At 61.6% G+C, this 19057-nt stretch carries 16 protein-coding genes; 8 read left to right on the top strand and 8 right to left on the bottom strand.

Going from position 1 to position 19057, the window contains the following annotated elements; all coding sequences use genetic code 11:
* Positions 1-57: 57 nt before the first annotated feature.
* On the top strand, positions 58-1644 hold the full coding sequence (locus IMCC21224_RS16040; protein ID WP_047996195.1) for a GMC family oxidoreductase: 1587 nt from the start codon (positions 58-60) through the stop codon (positions 1642-1644).
* A 117-nt stretch (positions 1645-1761) separates the two neighbouring features.
* Here the strand turns inward: IMCC21224_RS16040 and rpsU are convergent, their stop codons facing one another.
* Positions 1762-1968, bottom strand: coding sequence for a 30S ribosomal protein S21 (gene rpsU / locus IMCC21224_RS16035; protein WP_025051451.1), 207 nt, complete (start codon positions 1966-1968; stop codon positions 1762-1764).
* Positions 1969-2081: 113 nt separating this feature from the next.
* Between rpsU and IMCC21224_RS16030 the strand changes: the two genes are divergently transcribed.
* The 3 genes from IMCC21224_RS16030 (at position 2082) to IMCC21224_RS16020 (ending at position 4845) form a co-directional block, all read left to right on the top strand.
* Positions 2082-2750: a COQ9 family protein gene (locus tag IMCC21224_RS16030; protein ID WP_047996194.1), complete on the top strand. Its 669-nt coding sequence runs from the start codon at positions 2082-2084 to the stop codon at positions 2748-2750.
* A 42-nt stretch (positions 2751-2792) separates the two neighbouring features.
* Positions 2793-3779 (top strand): NAD(P)H-quinone oxidoreductase, encoded by a 987-nt coding sequence (locus tag IMCC21224_RS16025; protein ID WP_047996193.1) that lies wholly within the window; start codon positions 2793-2795, stop codon positions 3777-3779.
* A gap of 85 nt (positions 3780-3864) precedes the next feature.
* The gene (locus IMCC21224_RS16020; protein WP_047996192.1) at positions 3865-4845 is read left to right on the top strand and encodes a quinone oxidoreductase; all 981 of its coding nucleotides are present in this window, start codon (positions 3865-3867) and stop codon (positions 4843-4845) included.
* A gap of 99 nt (positions 4846-4944) precedes the next feature.
* Here IMCC21224_RS16020 and IMCC21224_RS16015 read toward each other — a convergent pair whose 3' ends face one another.
* Positions 4945-5574 (bottom strand): ribonuclease T2, encoded by a 630-nt coding sequence (locus tag IMCC21224_RS16015; RefSeq protein WP_047996191.1) that lies wholly within the window; start codon positions 5572-5574, stop codon positions 4945-4947.
* A 129-nt stretch (positions 5575-5703) separates the two neighbouring features.
* Between IMCC21224_RS16015 and IMCC21224_RS16010 the strand changes: the two genes are divergently transcribed.
* Complete coding sequence (locus IMCC21224_RS16010) at positions 5704-6471, top strand: DUF1013 domain-containing protein (RefSeq protein WP_047996190.1); 768 nt, start codon at positions 5704-5706, stop codon at positions 6469-6471.
* Positions 6472-6564: 93 nt separating this feature from the next.
* Here the strand turns inward: IMCC21224_RS16010 and IMCC21224_RS16005 are convergent, their stop codons facing one another.
* The 6 genes from IMCC21224_RS16005 to IMCC21224_RS15980 form a co-directional block, all read right to left on the bottom strand.
* On the bottom strand, positions 6565-7086 hold the full coding sequence (locus tag IMCC21224_RS16005) for a GNAT family N-acetyltransferase (RefSeq protein ID WP_047996189.1): 522 nt from the start codon (positions 7084-7086) through the stop codon (positions 6565-6567).
* Between the two features lie 126 nt (positions 7087-7212).
* Complete coding sequence (locus tag IMCC21224_RS26600; RefSeq protein WP_053079006.1) at positions 7213-8847, bottom strand: calcium-binding protein; 1635 nt, start codon at positions 8845-8847, stop codon at positions 7213-7215.
* A gap of 327 nt (positions 8848-9174) precedes the next feature.
* Positions 9175-10599, bottom strand: coding sequence for a sodium:alanine symporter family protein (locus IMCC21224_RS15995; protein ID WP_047996188.1), 1425 nt, complete (start codon positions 10597-10599; stop codon positions 9175-9177).
* A gap of 233 nt (positions 10600-10832) precedes the next feature.
* Entirely contained in the window at positions 10833-11426 is a 594-nt protein-coding gene (gene recR / locus IMCC21224_RS15990; RefSeq protein WP_047996187.1) for a recombination mediator RecR, read from the bottom strand.
* A gap of 79 nt (positions 11427-11505) precedes the next feature.
* Entirely contained in the window at positions 11506-11850 is a 345-nt protein-coding gene (locus IMCC21224_RS15985; RefSeq protein WP_047996186.1) for a YbaB/EbfC family nucleoid-associated protein, read from the bottom strand.
* A 179-nt stretch (positions 11851-12029) separates the two neighbouring features.
* On the bottom strand, positions 12030-13796 hold the full coding sequence (locus tag IMCC21224_RS15980) for a DNA polymerase III subunit gamma/tau (RefSeq protein WP_047996185.1): 1767 nt from the start codon (positions 13794-13796) through the stop codon (positions 12030-12032).
* A gap of 334 nt (positions 13797-14130) precedes the next feature.
* Between IMCC21224_RS15980 and IMCC21224_RS15975 the strand changes: the two genes are divergently transcribed.
* From IMCC21224_RS15975 to IMCC21224_RS15965, 3 genes are all read left to right on the top strand, one after another.
* Positions 14131-15150, top strand: coding sequence for a cation diffusion facilitator family transporter (locus tag IMCC21224_RS15975; protein ID WP_047996184.1), 1020 nt, complete (start codon positions 14131-14133; stop codon positions 15148-15150).
* A gap of 183 nt (positions 15151-15333) precedes the next feature.
* Positions 15334-17853 (top strand): heavy metal translocating P-type ATPase, encoded by a 2520-nt coding sequence (locus IMCC21224_RS15970; protein WP_047996183.1) that lies wholly within the window; start codon positions 15334-15336, stop codon positions 17851-17853.
* 159 nt (positions 17854-18012) lie between these two features.
* Positions 18013-18948 carry an aldo/keto reductase gene (locus IMCC21224_RS15965; protein ID WP_047996182.1) on the top strand — a complete coding sequence of 312 codons (936 nt, stop codon included), beginning with the start codon at positions 18013-18015 and terminating at the stop codon, positions 18946-18948.
* Positions 18949-19057: the final 109 nt, after the last annotated feature.

Genomic DNA, 19057 nt, shown 5'->3' with positions numbered 1-19057 from the left:
ACGCGACCTTGCACCCGGGGGGGGCTTTGGTACAGATACCGGCAAGGGGGACGAAAAATGCAGTGGGATCATATTATTGTCGGCGCGGGCAGCGCGGGGAGCGTACTGGCCAAACGGCTAAGCGAGGCAGGCCGCAAGGTTCTGCTGCTCGAAGCGGGAGGGCGCGACAATTATCATTGGGTGCATATTCCGATGGGGTATCTGTACTGCATTGGCAATCCGCGCACGGATTGGATGTTTCGCACTGCAGCTGAGGCCGGCCTGAACGGACGGTCGCTGCTCTATCCTCGGGGTAAGGTGCTGGGCGGCTGTTCGTCGATCAACGGAATGCTCTATCTGCGTGGGCAGGCGGCAGACTATGACGGCTGGCGGCAAATGGGGCTGACCGGCTGGGCCTGGGATGATGTGTTGCCGTATTTCATCAAATCCGAGGACTATGTTGACGGTGCGTCGGACATGCATGGTGTGGGCGGTGAATGGCGGGTCGAAAATCAGCGCCTGCGCTGGGACGTGCTGGATCATTGGCGCGATGCGGCGGTGGCGGCGGGTCTGCCCGCCGTCACTGATTTCAACACCGGTGACAACGAAGGTGTTGGCTATTTTCGTGTCAATCAGCGCAATGGTTGGCGGATGAACACGGCCAAGGCGTTTCTGCGCACGGTCACCAACGACCGGCTCAAGGTTGAGACGCAGGCGCAGGTGCGCAAACTGATCTTTGAAGGTGAACGGGTCGTCGGCGTTGCGTATGAGCGTGACGGGCTGGTCCACGAGGTGCGCGCTGGCGCTGGGGTGATCCTGTCAGCGGGGGCCATTGGGTCGCCGCATCTGCTGCAATTGTCTGGGCTGGGGCCGGGTGAGCTGCTGCAACGCCATGGGATTGCGGTGCGCCGCGACATGCCGGGCGTGGGGGGCAACCTTCAGGACCATTTGCAACTGCGCTGTTCGTGGCGGCTGACTGGGGCGCATACACTGAACACAATGGCGAATTCGTGGATTGGCAAGGCGCGGATCGCGGCAGAATATGCCCTGCGTCGGTCTGGTCCGATGTCGATGGCACCCAGCCAGTTGGGGGCATTTGCACGCTCGCGCGACGGGCTTGAGACGGCGGATCTGGAATATCACGTGCAGCCGCTGTCCTTGGGCGCCTTTGGCGAGGCACTGCACAATTATCCGGCGATTACCGCAAGCGTCTGCAATCTGCGGCCCGAGTCGCGCGGCCATGTGCATCTGAGCAGTCCGGACTTTCGCGCCGCACCCGAGATCGCGCCGAACTATCTGAGCACTGAGGGCGACCGCAGGGTGGCGGTAGATGCCATTCGCCTGACACGACGGATCATGGCCCAGGCCCCGATGCAGAGATACCTGCCCGAAGAACAGAAACCGGGGCCGACTTATGAAACCGACGCAGATCTGATGCAGGCTGCCGGCGATGTGGGGACCACGATTTTTCACCCGGTCGGTACGGTGCGCATGGGGCCTGATACTGATGCGCCGCTTGATGGCGGGTTGCGGGTCAATGGGGTCGACGGGTTGCGGGTGGTGGATGCCAGCGTGATGCCACGGATCGTCAGCGGCAATACCAATGCACCAACGATCATGATCGCCGAAAAGGCGGCGGACATGATCCTGGCCGACGGGATGTAAATGTAGCCGGGGGCGTATTCGCCTCCGGTTGAAACGTATTGGCAAAAGAAAACCCCCGAAGCGTGGGCCCGGGGGTCGTCCGATCTCATAAGTGTCAGAAAACAGTGTGACGCCAGATCACATCATGCCTTCGCGTTGCAATTTCTTGCGAGCCAGCTTGCGGGCACGCCGAATTGCTTCGGCTTTCTCGCGGGCTTTCTTCTCGGACGGTTTCTCGAAATGTTGCTTGAGCTTCATTTCGCGGAACACGCCTTCACGCTGTAGCTTTTTCTTCAGAGCCCGAAGGGCCTGATCGACATTGTTGTCGCGAACACTAACCTGCATGTGGTTTTCACCACCTTTCTAGTTTGAGTTGCAAGGATTTGCAGGAATTGGCCGTATAGCAAAGCCGATCTAGTTTGTCTAGGGTGCCAAAGATGACCGAAAGGGGGTGTCCGATGCAGGACGATTCAACACTTAGACTGCTGGAAGCAGCGCTGCTGCATGTACCGTTCGACGGCTGGTCCGAAGCATCGTTTCAGGCCGCCATCGCAGAAAGCGGCGTTGGCCCGGTGCTGGCGCGAGCACTGTTGCCGCGCGGCGCGGTTGATCTTGCCATGGCCTATCACCGCCAGGGGGATGCCCAGATGGGTGAACGCATGGCGGCGTCCGATATGGATGGGATGAAATACCGCGACAAAGTCGCTTTGGCCGTGCGCACCCGGATTCAAGCTGCCGAAAATCGCGAGGTGGTGCGCCGGGGCACGACGTTGTTTGCGCTACCACCCTACGCAGCGGATGGGGCGCGGCTGATCTGGGGCACGGCAGATGCGGTCTGGACGGCGCTGGGCGATACGTCAGACGATTTCAACTGGTACAGCAAACGCGTGACGCTAAGCGGCGTTTATTCCGCCACGGTCTTGTTCTGGCTGGGCGATGATTCGCCCGATGCGTCTGCGACCTGGGATTTCCTTGACCGGCGGATCGATGACGTGATGCGGATCGAAAAGGTCAAGGCGTCGGTGCGGGCCAACCCACTGCTGAGCCGCATATTGGCAGGACCCGAACGTGTGCTGGCGCGGGTCCGTGCACCGCAGGCGCGCAGGGATGTGCCCGGTGGCTACTAGGTCACGACCAGGCGTTCGTGGAACAGAATAAGGACAAAAAAGATGACAGAGATGATGCGCGCGGTCGAAATCAGCAAACCCGGCGGCCCCGAGGTTCTGACTCCGGTGCAACGACCACGTCCGAGTCCGGCCCATGGTCAGGTGCTGTTAAAGGTCGCCTTTGCCGGGGTGAATCGCCCTGATGCTCTCCAACGTGCGGGCAGCTATGCACCGCCAAAAGGGGCCAGTGATCTGCCAGGGCTCGAAGCGTCGGGTGAGGTGGCCGCGCTGGGCGAAGGTGTCACGGATCTGTCGGTGGGCGACAAGGTCTGCGCCCTGTTGCCCGGTGGCGGATATGCGGACTACGTGGTCACACCCGCAGCACATTGCCTGCCGGTGCCCGAAGGCATGGGCCTCAAACAGGCCGCTTGCCTGCCCGAGACGTTTTTTACCGTCTGGAGCAACGTGTTCCTACGCGGTGGCCTCAAGGCGGGCGAGCGGTTCCTTGTACATGGCGGGTCCAGTGGCATTGGCACCACGGCGATACAGCTTGCCCGGCATTTTGGTGCGCGGGTGTTTGCCACGGCGGGCTCGGCTGACAAATGCCGGGTCTGCGTGGACTTGGGCGCCGAACAGGCGGTCAACTACCGTGACGTGGATTTTGTTGACGTGTTGCGCGCCGAAGGCGGTGCCAATCTGATCCTCGACATGGTCGGAGGCGATTACCTGCCGCGCAACGTCCGGGCGCTGGCCGATGACGGACGGTTGGTGCAGATCGCCTTTCTCAATGGTCCAAAGATCGAGTTGAACTTTGCCCATGTGATGATGCGGCGGTTGACCATCACCGGCAGCACCCTGCGTCCGCAAAGCGATCTGGCCAAGGCAGGGATCGCTGACGATCTGCGCAGTCAGGTCTGGCCGCTTTTGGTCACGGGGCAAATAGCGCCGGTGATGGATCAGGAATTCGCGCTGGATGCCGCCGCCGCGGCCCATACGCGGATGGAATCGAGCGGCCATATCGGCAAAATCGTGTTGCGGGTCGGCGGCTGAAATTTCAAACCGCATGCTCTGAGTGATGCGGAAAACAAATCAAGAGTCGCGCTGCGGCCAGAGAATTAATAGGGGGGAATGTCACATGACGACTGCAAGAACCGCGCTGATCGAGGCCCATGGCGGGCCAGAAATGTTCAGGATCGTTGATCGCGAAGTGGGGGATCCCGCTCCGGGTGAAATCCGCATCCGGCACGCTGCCTGCGGTTTGAATTTTATCGACGTTTACCAACGCTCGGGGCTGTATCCGATGCAGTTGCCCCATGCGCTGGGCATGGAAGCCGCCGGCGTGATCGAGGCGGTGGGCGAGGGCGTCACGCATCTGAGGATCGGGGATCGTGCCGCCTATGCCGCGCAGCCGCCGGGCGCCTATACGCAGGCACGGGTGATGCCTGCTGCTCAGGTCTGCCCGCTGCCCGATGACATCTCGTTCGAGGAAGGTGCGGGGATGATGCTCAAAGGGCTGACGGTGCAGTATCTGTTTCACCGCACAACCCCGCTGAAACGTGGCGACATCGTGCTGTTTCATGCTGCTGCGGGCGGCGTCGGGTTGATTGCCTGCCAGTGGGCCCGTTCCGAAGGGATCAAGCTGATCGGCACCGCCGGTTCGGATGAAAAATGTGCGCTGGCGCTGGAACACGGGGCGACACATTGCGTCAATTACCGCGCCGGCGACTGGGTTGAAAAGGTACGCGACCTGACCGACGGCCACGGCGTCGATGTGGTGATGGATGCGGTTGGCAAGGATACGTTCGAAGGTTCGCTCGACTGCCTCAGGCCGTTGGGAATGATGATCTCGTTCGGGAATGCGTCTGGTCCGGTGCCGCCGCTGAACATCGGGGTTTTGGGGCAGAAAGGCTCGCTCAAGATCACGCGCCCAACGATATTTACCCATATCGCAAGGCACGAGAATTGTCAGGAAATGGCGACGATGCTCTTTGCCAAGGTCACGTCAGGCGCGGTGAACATTCGTATTGACCAACGCTTTGCGCTTGACGATGTCGCCGACGCTCATCGCGCGCTAGAGGCGCGTCAGACCACGGGCAGTACGGTTCTGACTGTATAGGGATGTTGCGCGTGGCGGTTGCGGTGTGCTGCCACGCACCTGTGCCAGCCGGTTGTTGCCGCTGGACAGGGTCAGGATTTGCCTGTTCGGCCCAGTCGGTCAGCGCACGGGGTCGAGCAGGGCGTTGTCCATCCGGCAGTCGCGCACCACATCCGACCCGCAGGGCACCGGGTCGAGGGTGCGGGACAGGCACAGGCGCGCCTCTTGAATCCGGCCAGATGCACAGGTGATGGTGATCATGTCGGGGTCCAATCCGGGGTTGGCCCTGATGAAGGCCTCTTCGATCAGCTTGGCGGGCAGGGTTACGGGTTTGGTCAGGCGGCGTAGCACCTCGGGGCGGGTGACGCGTTCATAGGCCTCGCGTGCGAGGGCGTAGTAGTTCGCGGCAGACAGGCCCGAGCAGATCCCGTGTTTCTTCCACTGATACCAGGCCGACCCGGACGTGCCCATGATGTCGGCCATCGCGGCGGACATGCGGCGCGATGGCGGGGCCTCGGAACTTTGGCAATACGATGGGTAGCCGCGGTGAAACTGCGGCCAGAGTCCGTGCATGACCCAGCCAAAATCACGCGCCGGGTCGCATTGCGGTGACTCGCGCGCATCCCCTTCGAGTGCGCACCAACTGGGCGACCAGCTAAGCGCCAACACGTAATAGTCGAATTCGCCTGCCGCTTCGCCATCGGCGCGGGCCAGGGTTGCGGTCAGAAGCAGCGGTATCAGCCAGCGCATTTTCTCTTTCCTCTTGAGGTCAGGGCGACTATAAGGCCGCCAAGTTCCCCGACAACGGAAACCTGCTCTGGACGCCAGAGCCGCTTGGACCCCCGGGCGCCGGGGAAGACATGCGCAAGGAGATGTGGAATGGGCTTACCGATCATGGCACGCGCCACCGCCGTTTGGCTGGTGGACAACACGACCCTGACCTTCAAGCAGATCGCGGATTTTACCGGCATGCACGAGCTGGAAGTGCAGGGCATTGCCGACGGTGATGTGGCCGTTGGCGTCAAGGGTTTCGACCCGATTGCCAACAACCAACTGGTGCAGGCAGAGATCGACAAGGGCGAAAAAGAGGCGTTCTATAAGTTGAAGCTGAAGTTCAACGCCTCAGCAGTGGGCGAAGAAAAGCGGCGCGGTCCGCGCTACACCCCGCTCAGCAAGCGGCAGGATCGCCCGGCTTCGATCCTGTGGCTGGTCAAGTTTCACCCGGAGCTGACCGATGGCCAAGTCAGCAAGCTGGTGGGTACCACCAAGCCGACGATCCAGGCGATCCGCGAGCGGACCCATTGGAACATCGGAAACATTCAGCCGATCGACCCGGTCGCGCTGGGGCTGTGCAAGCAGTCCGAGCTTGATGCCGCTGTTCAGAAGGCGTCGAAGAAAGCTGGCGGCGTGCTGAGTGATGACGAGCGTCGCAAGCTGGTCAGCACCGAGCAGAGCCTTGGTATGGACATCGAACCGCGCCTGCCGACGGCGATCGAGGGGCTGGAAACCTTTAGCCTGACCGATCCGCGTGAAGATGAGGAAGACAAGCGCAGCGACAAGGATTTTGCCGATGCGGACAGCTTCTTTAATCTGCCAGAAAAAGACGACGACGAGGATGAAGACGACAGCGACGATCCTCGGAGCTGATCCCACCCCGTTTGGGATGCCAAGGCCCGTGCGGATCCGCGCGGGCCTTTACGTTGCGCCGCGATGGGGCGTGGGACGAAACGGCCGATTGGGTCAGATGGTGGGCCGGTGCCGTTCATAGACGGTGCAGGGCTGGTCATAGTGGGTCTGAATCCCCAGACAGGTCATGCCCAGTCGTTGCATCACCCGGTGCGAGGCTAAATTTTCAGGATGTGCCACTGCCATCAAATAGCGCGCCCCTAATGTGTCAAAGGCAAAGTTGACCGCCGCGCGCCCCGCTTCGGTCGCGTAGCCTTGCCCCCTAAATTCCGGGCGCAACCGCCAACCGATTTCCAGTGGCGCGTCAGGTTGATTAGCCAGATTCTGCACGCAGGCGGCGCCGATAACCTCGTTCGAGCGATGCAAAAACAGGCTCCACCACGAATAGCCCAGGTCTGCCCAGCGGGTCTGAACGCGCGCGATGGCGGCATCGGTGTCTGCGGGGGGTTTGGGTTGGCCGTCGCCGATATAGCGCATGAGCTGCGGATCGCTATCCATTGCGCACAGCCCGGCGCGGTGGCTGGGGGCAAAGGGTTCAAGGCGCAGGCGCGCGGTTTCAACGATGTGAACGGTCATGGGGCAGGGTGTATCGCATCCAATTACGGTCGGTAAACGAAAAATAACCGCCCCCGGGGGGGGCGGGGCAGGCTGTCACAATCCATCAGGCCAAGGCGATGCTTTGACGGCACAACCGGGGGGGCGTCAGAGAAACACGAAATGATCCAGCCCAAGATCAGCCGACAACACGTTGTCCAGATTGATCGTATGCCCCTCATATTCGATCAATGTCCCGCCATCGACGTCACTGAACGTCAGAGCGGCGAATTGCGCTTCGGGGTCGTCGCCTGCAATACCGGAGAGGATGAGGTTATCTTCGTACAGAGCAAAGTCAGTGATCTGGTCGACTTCACCCATGTTGAACACATCAAACACAAAGCTGTCAGCACCACCGCCGCCAGTCATGATGTCATCCCCCGCGCCGCCGATCAGGGTATCGTCCGGGCTGGTTGAGTAATAGTAGTAGTAATAGTTGTAGGTGGTGCCCCCGAACAGGATATCGTCGCCAGTGCCGCCGGAAATCCAGTCTGCGCCCTCGCCGCCATAGGCGACGTCATCGCCCGCACCCAGGATCATGATATCGCCGCTATACCCGCCACCTACAGTGTCGTTGCCCTGACCGGCATAAATGGTATCTCGTCCATCGCCGCCACCAATGTCGTCGTTGCCAGCGCCACCAATCAAAACGTCATGACCCCAGCCGCCTGCCAGACGGTCGTTTCCTTCGCCGCCGATCACAAGATCGTCGCCGTCGCCCGCCTTGATGCCGTCACGGCCATCTCCACCGCGCAGGATGTCATCGCCCAGCCCGCCGCCAATGATATCGTTTCCCGCGCCGCCGTCGACGCTGTCGTTTCCGTCTGACGCTGCGATGGCGTCGTTGCCGTCGCCGCCGAGGATGGTGTCGTCGCCTGCGCCGCCCAGCAATTCATCGCTGCCGTCGCCGCCGTCTAGAAAATCGTCGCCGCCATACCCTTCGATCCGGTCGGCACGGCCCAGTCCGATCAATTCATCATCGCCAGCGCCACCGGTCAGCGTATCACGCTCTTCCGTGCCGGTTTCCAGAATTGGGGCGAGCGACAAAACTTGCAGCACGTAATCCGTGGGATAAAGCGCATAGTCGGTGGCACCGATGTAATACGTTCCGTCATACTCTGCCTGGAATTCATCGATCCCCCAGACGTTTTCGTAGAAGTCGGGACTATCGGTCAACAGGGCACCTGTGGCGTCATAGATCGAGACGCGAGGGATCCATAGTGCGAATGGCGTGTCGACGGAATCCGCGATTGTGACTTGGATTCTTTCGTCTTGCGCAAGGGTTATCGCGTACCAGTCGTCATCAAGATCGTAGTCAAACACGCCCTCGACCGATTCATTCACGCCAATTTCGCCAACAGTATCCGTATCTGCAGAGATGAGATCGAAAAGTTCAAAGGCGGAAACGGTGTATGTGCCAAAATCGTCGAAAGAATAGGCCCCCGCGCTCAGGTAGTATGTTCCTGAATACTGGGCCTGGATGCCGATAATCTTTGAATCCAGACTATCATAGTCGTCGTTACCAGCTAGAAAGTTACCGGACCTATCATACAATTCCAGGTAGGGATCGTCCAGTGTGCCCCCGCCTGAAAATGCGCCAGTCTGGTTGAACTCATAGTGCATGCCCGCTTCGAGGGTGATCGCAAACCAGTCGGTATCACCGATCTCTTCCAACTCGCCCCCGGATGTGCCGCCAATTGAAAGTTGTCCTGTTGTGGTGTCGTCGCTAGAGAAATCGTCCATGTTCAAAATTCCTTGTTTGTCGATGAATTATCGGCTGGGTCCAAATTTCACGAATTAAAAAAATGGTTGTCAGGCCAGAATAGCGGCCTCAGCCAGACGGACAGTTTTTCAATATACCGCTGATAATCCGCGATTCCCCAGCCTGGGATGCCGTTGGGGCACGATGCCTTTGATCGTTAAGCCAATCAAGCCATTTGTCTTCCACAGTCAGGAATGAGGCACAGGTTCGCGGCCCGGATAAAAGTATTGGGGCAGGCTGTCGCGATGCGGTAATGGCGTTCGCAATGTGAGGGTGCCCGCAGGCACCCTCTGTCGATCGCGCGTGGTTTATTTCGCGTCAGGCCAGGCGGTATGATCGGTGTCTAGATCCGGAAACTTCTTGGGATCGAACACCGGTTTTGCGATGCCAGCGGCCAGCTGCGAACGGAAGTCGTTGATGATGCGCAGCGCCGTCGGGAACAGCATCATCAGCGCCAGCAGGTTGACCACCGCGAGAATGCCCATCATCGGATCCGAGAACGAGAACACCGCCGTCGCTCCCGGTGCCACAGCGCCCAGGAACACAATGCCGATGATTGCGATGCGCAGGATATGCAGCGCCATCGGGTTTTCGGTCATAAAGCTCAGCGCGTTTTCGCCCAGATAGTAATTGTACATGATCGACGAGAACGAGAAGAGGAAGATCGCCAAAGTCAGGAAATATTGCGCCCAGGACCCCACGTGGCTGACCATGCTTTGTTGGGTCAGGGCCACGCCATCCACGCCTTCCGCGCCGGGAACATAGACATCCCCCAGCAGGATCACAAAAGCGGTGCACGAGCAGATGATGATCGTGTCGATAAAGACTGAAAAGCTCTGGGTGATGCCCTGACTGACCGGGTGTTTGACATAGGCTGTGGCGGCGACGTTCGGTGCCGATCCAAGGCCCGCCTCGTTTGAGAACAGGCCGCGGCGCAGGCCTTGGGCGATGGCAGCGCCCATGCCGCCGGCCACCGCCTCGCGGAAGCCAAAGGCGTTGGCGACGATGTCCCAGATCACGCCGGGCAGGCCGGTGATGTTGAGCAGGATGATCAGCAATGCCATCCCGATATAGCCAAGGGCCATGACCGGGATGATGATGTCCGCAGCCTTGGCAATCCGGTGAATGCCGCCGTAGACGATGAAACCGGTCGCGATGGCCAGCGCCGCGCCGGTGTAGATACGCGGGATCGACAGGGAATCGAGCGCGGCCCCCGCCACCGTGTTGCCCTGGAAGGCGTTGAACCCGATGGCAAAGGACGCGATCAGGCAGACCGCATAGATCACGGCAAGCCAGCGGTAATTTTCGCCCAGCCCGTGGATGATCGCGCGGGCGGGGCCGCCACGATAATCGCCCGCGGGTGAGGTGCGTTTGTAAAGCTGGGCCAGTGTCGCCTCGACCAGGGCCGAGCACATACCGATCAGCGCAATCGCCCACATCCAGAACACGGCACCGGGGCCACCTGCGGTGATCGCGACGGCGACGCCTGCGATGTTGCCGCCGCCGACACGGCCTCCGACCGACACAAACAGCGCCTCACGCGCGCTGATTTTGGTCGGGTCCGACGTTTCGTCATTGCCGGTCAAGACGCTGAACATCCGTTTGAAAAACCGGAACTGCACAAAGCCGCTGGCGACGGTAAAAAACACGCCAAGCACGACAAGAAAAGGCACGAGCGCCCACCCCCACGTCAGGTCGTTGATAATGTTGAAGATCGAGTCGAAGAATCCCATGTGGCTGTCCCTTCCTGATTGGATGCCGTGCGTCCGTGTCGATCACACCAGCCTATCAGCCAAAATGTGATTGTCGCGGCCAGTGGTATTAAAAATCGTCACAAAGGGAGGATTCGCGTAGAATACAGCCGGAATTCGGGCGATTTTTCCGCCTCTAGCAGTTGGGCGCGGGATGGATCACGGCGCAGCCTGGTAGGGCTGAGGGATGAGTCGGGTCGCTCGGTATGGTTGAGTCAGAGTGGTTTGCGGGCGTTCAGCGCAGCAGTGATGGTGCCGTCGTCCAGGTAGTCAAGCTCGCCTCCGATCGGCACACCCTGAGCGAGCGAACTAAGCGTCACGCGACCGTCGAGTTGATCGGCGATATAATGCGCGGTGGTCTGGCCATCGACCGTCGCGTTGAGAGCGAGGATAACTTCGGAGATTTCCTCGATTGCGATCCGGGTGACAAGGCGCGGGATGCGCAGATCGTCGGGCCCCACCGCATCCAGCGCCGACAGCGTGCCACCCAGAACGTGATAGCGCCCGCGAAAGGTGCCCGACCGTTCCATCGCCCACAGGTCGGCGACATCTTCGACCACGCAGAGAATACCATTGGCGCGTTTGGAATTGTCGCAGATCGCACAGATGTCCGACGTGCCGATATTGCCGCAGTTGAGGCATTCGCGCGCTGTGGTGGCAACCGTCTGCATCAGTTGCGCCAACGGCGACAGCAACTGGCCGCGTTTGCGGATCAGATGCAGCACCGCACGCCGCGCCGACCGTGGGCCAAGCCCCGGCAGGCGCGCCAGCAGGTCGATCAGCGCATCTATATCAGTGCGGTCGGACATCAGGTTCGACTGTCAGGGCGCTGGGGTTGGCTGCCCGGCACGGGAATCCCGCTTTGTCGGAACTGCTGCGGTTTTGCGGTCAAAACGGCAGCTTCATGTCCGCAGGCAGGCCCATCGATTCGGTCAGTCGGGACATTTCGCTCTGGGCGCGGTCTGCGGCCTTGGATTGCGCATCCTTGATCGCGGCGAGGATTAGATCCTCGACCACTTCCTTTTCGTCTTTGTTAAAGATCGAGGGGTCGATATCCAGCCCCTTCAGCTCGCCTTTGGCGGTGCAGGTCGCTGTGACCAGACCGGCACCGGATTCGCCCGTCACCATGATGGTCTGCATGTCTTCTTGCAGCTGCGCCATCTTGGTCTGCATTTCCTGCGCGGTTTTCATCATCTTGGCCATGTCACCAAGTCCGCCTAGTCCTTTGAGCATCGGAACCTCCTGAGTGGGATGCGTTTTGTCACAGATACGCGCCGCAGGGGGGCGTCACAAGGGCCGGGTGCGGACGGCGTGATGGATCAGTGCGCAGGCACGCGGGAATTTACGATTGCCACAGCCCATGGAGGCAAGGCGGCAACGGCTGTCCGAAAACGGGGCCGGGCGGGACAACATCACTCGTCCTCGAACGGGTCCCATTCATCCTCGACTTCGGGCAGGGCGTCGGCCTGCACCGCGATGGCCAGGGCTTCGGGTGTGCGCACTGCGCTGATCCGCGACTTGGGAAAGGCGGCAAGGGCGGCCTGCACCAGCGGATGCGCGGCGGCCTCGGCCTTGAGTGCCGTATCGGCGGCATTGCGGCGCTCGTCGATTGTCGCAGCGTCGCAGCCATTGACCAGCGTCACCGCCCAGCGGTTCCCGGTCCAGCGCTGAAGCGCGGTGCCCAGCCGTTGCGCCAGATCCGCCGATGCGCGGTCCGTCGGGGTGAATTCGATGCGCCCCGGCTGATAAGCGGCCAGCCGTATGTCGGTTTCAACATCGGCCAGAAGTTTGCCATCGCGGTTGCTGCGGATCAGTTCGACTACATGGTCAAAGCTGGGATACCGATCCAGTGCGGGATCAACCGCCAGCGCTTGCACCGCGTTGCCCCGTTGATCCCCGCCCTGACCACCCGACCCGGTCGTTCTGGCGACAGGCGCAACGGCGGGCACGCGCGCCTGAGTTCCACCGCCACCCGGCTGAGGGGCAGAGGAGGTCAAAGATGCCGCCGCAGGCAGAGGCGGCGTGTTCTGCAGCTTGCGCACCAGATCCTCGGGGGACGGCAGTTCGGCGACATGCGTCAGCCGGATCACCGCCATCTCGGCGGCCATCATCGCATTGGGGGCCGATGCCACCTCGTCCAGAGATTTGAGCAGCATTTGCCACATCCGGGTCAGCGGTCGCATCCCCAGCGCCAGCGCCATTCCCTGACCGCGAATGCGTTCATCCGGCCCGATGGTCGGATCCTCGGCGGCCTCGGGCGTGATCTTGACCACCGAAATCCAGTGCGTCACCTCGGCCAGATCCCGCAGGACAGACATCGGGTCCGCACCTTCGGCATATTGCGCGCTCAGTTCGGTCAGTGCGCCAGCGGCGTCACCCTTCATGATCAGATCGAACAGGTCCAGAACCCGGCCCCGATCCGCCAGCCCCAACATGGCGCGCACCTGCGCGGCGGTGGTTTCGCCCGCGCCGTGACTGATCGCCTGATCGAGCAGCGACGTCGCATCGCGCGCCGACCCTTCGGCGGCACGGGTGATCAGTGCCAGCGCGTCATCATGGATTTCAGCCTGCTCCGAGGCTGCAATGCGGCGCAGCAGGGCGATCATCACCTCGGGTTCGATCCGGCGCAGATCGAACCGCTGGCACCGCGACAGCACAGTGACGGGGACTTTGCGAATCTCGGTCGTGGCAAAGATGAACTTTACATGGGCGGGGGGCTCTTCGAGTGTTTTGAGCAGGGCATTGAACGCACCGGTCGACAACATGTGAACTTCGTCGATGATGTAGACTTTGTAGCGGGCCGAGGCGGTGCGGTAATGTACGGAATCGATGATTTCGCGGATATTGGCGACCCCGGTGTTGGACGCGGCGTCCATCTCCATCACATCGACATGGCGGCCTTCCATGATCGCCTTGCAATGTTCGCAGGTGCCGCAAGGTTCGGTTGTCGGCCCGCTGGTGCCGTCCGCTCCGATACAGTTCATCCCCTTGGCGATGATCCGCGCGGTGGTGGTTTTGCCGGTGCCGCGAATGCCGGTCATGATAAACGCCTGTGCGATCCGGTCCGCCTGAAAGGCGTTCTTTAGCGTGCGTACCATGGCATCCTGACCAACGAGGTCGGTAAACGTCTCGGGGCGGTACTTGCGGGCGAGGACCTGATATTTAACGGAGTCGGACATGGGGCGCCTTGGGTTGCTGCAGGTGCAAGTTAGGGTGTCAGACGCCGGGGGTCCACAGCAGATACAGGGTTTGGCGCATTACCGTGCCGATGTCGCGGTCGGTTTCACAAACTGGTGTCAGTGCAGTCCCGGGCATAGTCAGCACCACGGCGTTCCGGTAGATGCCTGACTGTGATCTGCGACATTCTGCGGCTCGATCCGGGTTGGGAAAGCGCGCGGGTTATACTAACTTCAGGGCATTCGGTTATCCGTGGCCGCCTATCCGTGGCCCGTTGCTGATACGCCGACCCAGACAGGCCGATCCGCTCCGGACGGGCGGCAGAAAGGACACCCCATGTCGGACGACCACGATCACTGCCACGATCATGACCATGGCGACGGAACGCACAGCCATGCCCCGGATGTGAGCGCATCCAACGAACGTGTGGTGCTGGTCGGTTTTGTGCTCACATTTGGGTTTATGCTCGCAGAGCTGGTCGGTGGCCTGCTTTCGGGGTCTCTGGCGCTGATTGCCGATGCGGGCCATATGTTCACCGATGCTGCGGCACTGGCGCTGGCCTGGGCCGGCTTTCGTTTTGGCCGCCGCAAAAGCGATGACAAACGTACATTCGGTTACATGCGGTTCGAAATCCTTGCTGGGTTTGTCAATGCGGTGACATTGATCCTGCTGGTGATCTGGATCGCCTACGAAGCGGTGCAGCGCCTGCTTGAGCCTGCGCCGGTCATGGCCGGTCCAATGCTGGTGATTGCGGTGCTGGGCCTTGTGGTCAATGGCGGCGTGTTCTGGATGTTGATGAAAGGCGACCGCGACCACGTGAATATCCGTGGCGCGATGGTGCATGTCATGGGGGATATGCTTGGCTCGGTCGCGGCGATTGTCGCTGCTGTTGCGATCTACTTTACCGGCTGGACCCCGATTGATCCGATCCTGTCGGTGCTGCTGTCAGCGATTGTCCTGAGGTCAGCCTGGGCACTGCTCAAGGCATCGCTCAACGTGCTGATGGAGGGGACGCCGGGCAATGTCGTGGTCTCGGATCTCAAGGATAATCTGATCGCAAAGGTGCCGGGGCTGGTGAACGTGGATCACGTCCATGTTTGGTCGATCACCTCGGGGCAACCTTCGGCGACGATGGATGTGCAACTGCGCGCCGACGCAGAGCCGGCCGCGGTCGTGGGGGCGATCAAGGCGCTGCTCGCGGCAGACTACGGTATTGCCCATTCCACCATCGAGATCGATTGGGGGCAGGGGGCGTTGGTCTGTACGCTCGATCCCGGTGAACAGCCCGGGGGTGGTCGCACCCATGATCATACGCACGATCACGATCATGACCACGCGAGCCTAAAACCGGCCTAAGCCGGGGACGACGGTGTGCGGCACCTCAAGGCTGAACCGTGGAACCGCAGCGTTCGCGGACCAAGACGAGGGAGCGGGTGGAATTCCGTCCTTATACTAAAATTCTGTCCGGCCCTTGACCTTCCAGTCACTGGAATCCCTATCTGTGTGTTGTATCCGAAGTACCAGATAGGAATTACAGTCATGACACGCGCAAACACCCTGAGCCTGCGGGTCGACGGCATGTCCTGCGCCTCTTGCGTCGGACGGGTCGAAAAGGCCCTGACGGCCGTGCCCGGAGTGACCAAGGCCGAGGTCAACCTTGCCACAGAAACCGCCCGCGTGACGCATGACGGGACCGTCACTGCGACCATCCTGTCAGAGACGCTTGAGCGTACTGGCTATCCTGCGCGTCAGGCCGAGACGACTATCGACGTCAACAAGATGTCCTGTGCCTCGTGCGTGGGGCGGGTGGAAAAGGCGTTGAACGCATTGCCAGGTGTGACCGAAGCGCAGGTAAATCTGGCCACCGGGCGCGCGACGGTGCGCTATGTCGAAGGGACGCTGACCGCGACCGAAATTGCGGACACCTCGACCAAAGCGGGCTATCCCGCCTCGATCCATGCGTCGGTCCAGAACGATGACAGTACTGCCGCCCGCAAGGCGCAGGAGATCACCACTATGCGCAACTCCGTGGTGTTGGCAGCGGCGCTGGCGCTCCCGGTGTTTATGCTCGAGATGGGCGGTCATATGATCCCCGCATTTCATATGTGGATTGACCGGGTCATTGGCACGCAGACCTCTTGGGTGATCCAGTTCATCCTGACCACGCTGGTTCTGATCGGGCCGGGCCGGATGTTTTACGCCAAGGGAATTCCCGCGCTGCTCAAGGCGGCGCCGGATATGAACAGTCTGGTCGCGGTCGGCACTGGGGCAGCCTATCTCTATTCGGTCATCGCCACCTTTGTGCCGGGCCTGTTGCCGGACGCTGTGCGCGCGGTGTATTTTGAGGCGGCGGCGGTCATCGTCGTGCTGATCCTGATCGGTCGATGGCTCGAAGCGCGGGCCAAGGGGCGCACCGGCGCGGCGATTCAGGCCTTGCTTGGGTTGCAGGCGCGCACGGCCAACGTCGTGCGCGACGACACGGTCGTTGAACTGGCTATCGTGGACATCCGCACCGGCGACGTCGTGGTCGTGCGCCCTGGTGAACGGCTGGCGGTGGACGGCGAAGTCATCGACGGCGAAAGCCACGTCGATGAAAGCATGATCACCGGCGAGCCGCTGCCAGTTGCAAAGGGGCCCGGCGCGGTGGTGACAGGCGGCACGGTGAACGGGGCGGGAGGCTTTCGGTTTCGCGCGACGCGGGTTGGAGGCGATACCACGCTGGCGCAGATCATCCGCATGGTCGAAGAGGCGCAGGGCACCCGTCTGCCGATCCAGGGGCTGGTGAATCAGATCACGCTGTGGTTCGTGCCCGCGATCATGGGGGCGGCTGCCCTGACCGTCCTGGCCTGGCTGGTCCTCGCGCCCGCACCGGCGCTGACCTATGCGCTGGTGGCCGGAGTGTCGGTGCTGATCATCGCCTGTCCCTGCGCGATGGGGCTGGCCACGCCGACCTCGATCATGGTGGGAACAGGGCGCGCCGCTGAGCTGGGCGTGTTGTTCCGCAAGGGCGATGCGTTGCAGGGATTGGGGGCGGTCGAGGTGGTTGCACTCGACAAAACCGGCACGGTGACTGAGGGTCGCCCGGAACTGACCGACCTGATCCTGGCGGACGGCTTTGAGCGGGCCGAGGTTCTGGCCCTTGTTGCGGCGGTCGAGGAACGCTCGGAACATCCCATTGCCGAGGCGATTGTGCGCGCCGCCAACGCCGAGGGGGCCGCGCGCCACGATCTGAGCGATTTCACCGCGATTGCGGGTTACGGCGTGCGGGCCCGTGTGGCGGGGCGTGATGTGCTGGTTGGTGCTGATCGTCTGATGACCCGCGAGGGTATTGATCCCGGCGCATTGACCGCGACCGAGACGGCGCTGGCCAAACGCGGGCGTTCGGCGCTTTTTGCAGCGATAGACGGACGCATCGCCGCTGTGATTGGTGTGTCAGATCCGGTCAAACCCACCAGCGCCGCCGCCATTGCCGCACTACATGCGCTGGGGATGCAGGTCGCGATGATCACCGGCGACAAACGCGAAACCGCCGAGGCAATTGCATCCGAGATCAGTATTGACCATGTGGTGGCCGGGGTTCTGCCGGACGGCAAGGTCGCGGCCCTCGACGCGCTGCGCGAAGGTGGCCGCAAGGTGGCTTTTGTCGGCGACGGGATCAACGACGCCCCGGCGCTGGCCTCGGCTGACGTGGGGATCGCCATCGGCACCGGGACCGACGTGGCCATCGAATCCGCCGATGTGGTCCTGATGTCCGGGGATCTGCGCGGAGTGGTGAATGCGCTGCACGTGTCGCGCGCGACCATGCGCAACATCCGCCAGAACCTGTTCTGGGCCTTTGGCTACAACATTGCGCTGATCCCGGTGGCCGCGGGCGTGCTGTATCCCGCGTTTGGGATACTTCTGTCGCCGGTGCTGGCGGCCGGTGCCATGGCCCTGTCGTCGGTCTTTGTGCTGAGCAACGCGCTCCGGCTGCGTCGCATAAAACCGCAGCTGGACGAACCGACGCACACAGGCCGACAGACCCTGACGCGTGCAGTCACACCGGCCCCGGCGGAATGACTGCCCAACAATGGCGGATCAGCGGGAACTCCGGTCGATCCGCCGCAAATCGGCAGAACCATCCGACCACGCCGCGCGAGATCGGTTCTAAGGCCCGGTATTCACCGGCGCGGCGTTTCACACCTTTTCAATCCCGCTTCAAACGGGCACCATCCCGGTATGACACAGCTTACAACCCGCGACGGCAGCACCGTCCCCGCCTTTGCCTTTGGCACAATGCAGTTCGGTGGCCGCGCCGATAGTGATGCCAGCCGCGCCATGTACGACGCCTGCCGCGCGCGCGGTATCCGGCATTTTGATACGGCTTATGTCTATACCGACGGGGCGTCGGAAACGCTCTTGGGTCAATGTGTCGCCCATGAACGCGATGCGGTCTATATCGCCACCAAGGCGGGATTTGCCGGTGGGTCTTCGCGCCAGAATATCCAAGCGACGTTTGACACCAGCCGGAAGCGGCTGAACATGGATGCTGTCGATCTGCTATATCTGCACCGCTGGGACGACAGCACTCCGCTCGAAGAAACTTTTGAAACGCTGGCAGAATTGCAGGCCAAGGGGCAGATCCGTCACATCGGTGTGTCCAACTTTGCGGCCTGGCAGGTGATGAAAGCGCAGGCCGTCGCAGCCCGGTTCGAGACACGGATCGACGTGTTCCAGCCGATGTACAACCTTGCCAAGCGTCAGGCTGAGGTCGAGATCCTGCCGATGTGCGCTGCCCAAGGCATCCTTGCTGTGCCCTATTCACCGCTGGGTGGCGGGTTGCTGACCGGTAAATATACCGGCGGTGCTGCAACGGGGCGACTGGCCGAGGATCGCCGCTATGCGCAGCGATATGCGCCGCAGGCCATGCACCAGACCGCCGCTGACCTGTCCGAACTGGCCGCCGAACTTGGTACACATCCCGCCACGCTCGCGGTGAGTTGGGTTGCGGCGCATGCTGCGGGGCCGGTGCCGATCCTGTCCGCGCGCTCAGCCACGCAATTGGCCCCGTCGCTGGATGGTATGGAGTATGCGCTGGACGCCGCGCTTTACGCCCGTATCAGCGCACTCAGCGCCACACCGCCACCCGCGACCGATCGGCTTGAGGACGTCTGAGGCCAAACCACGGCCGGGATTCGCCATGGCGTTCACACACAGCCTGAACGTCTGCGGTTGCGGCGGTGCCGGGACTGCGCGGCGCGGTGCGTCAGGCGCACGTAGCCGC

This window comes from Puniceibacterium sp. IMCC21224, assembly GCF_001038505.1.
In the GTDB taxonomy this organism is placed as follows: Bacteria; Pseudomonadota; Alphaproteobacteria; order Rhodobacterales; family Rhodobacteraceae; genus Puniceibacterium.
Note: the sequence above shows the minus strand (reverse complement) of the source record. Positions and strands in the feature narration are given on the sequence as shown.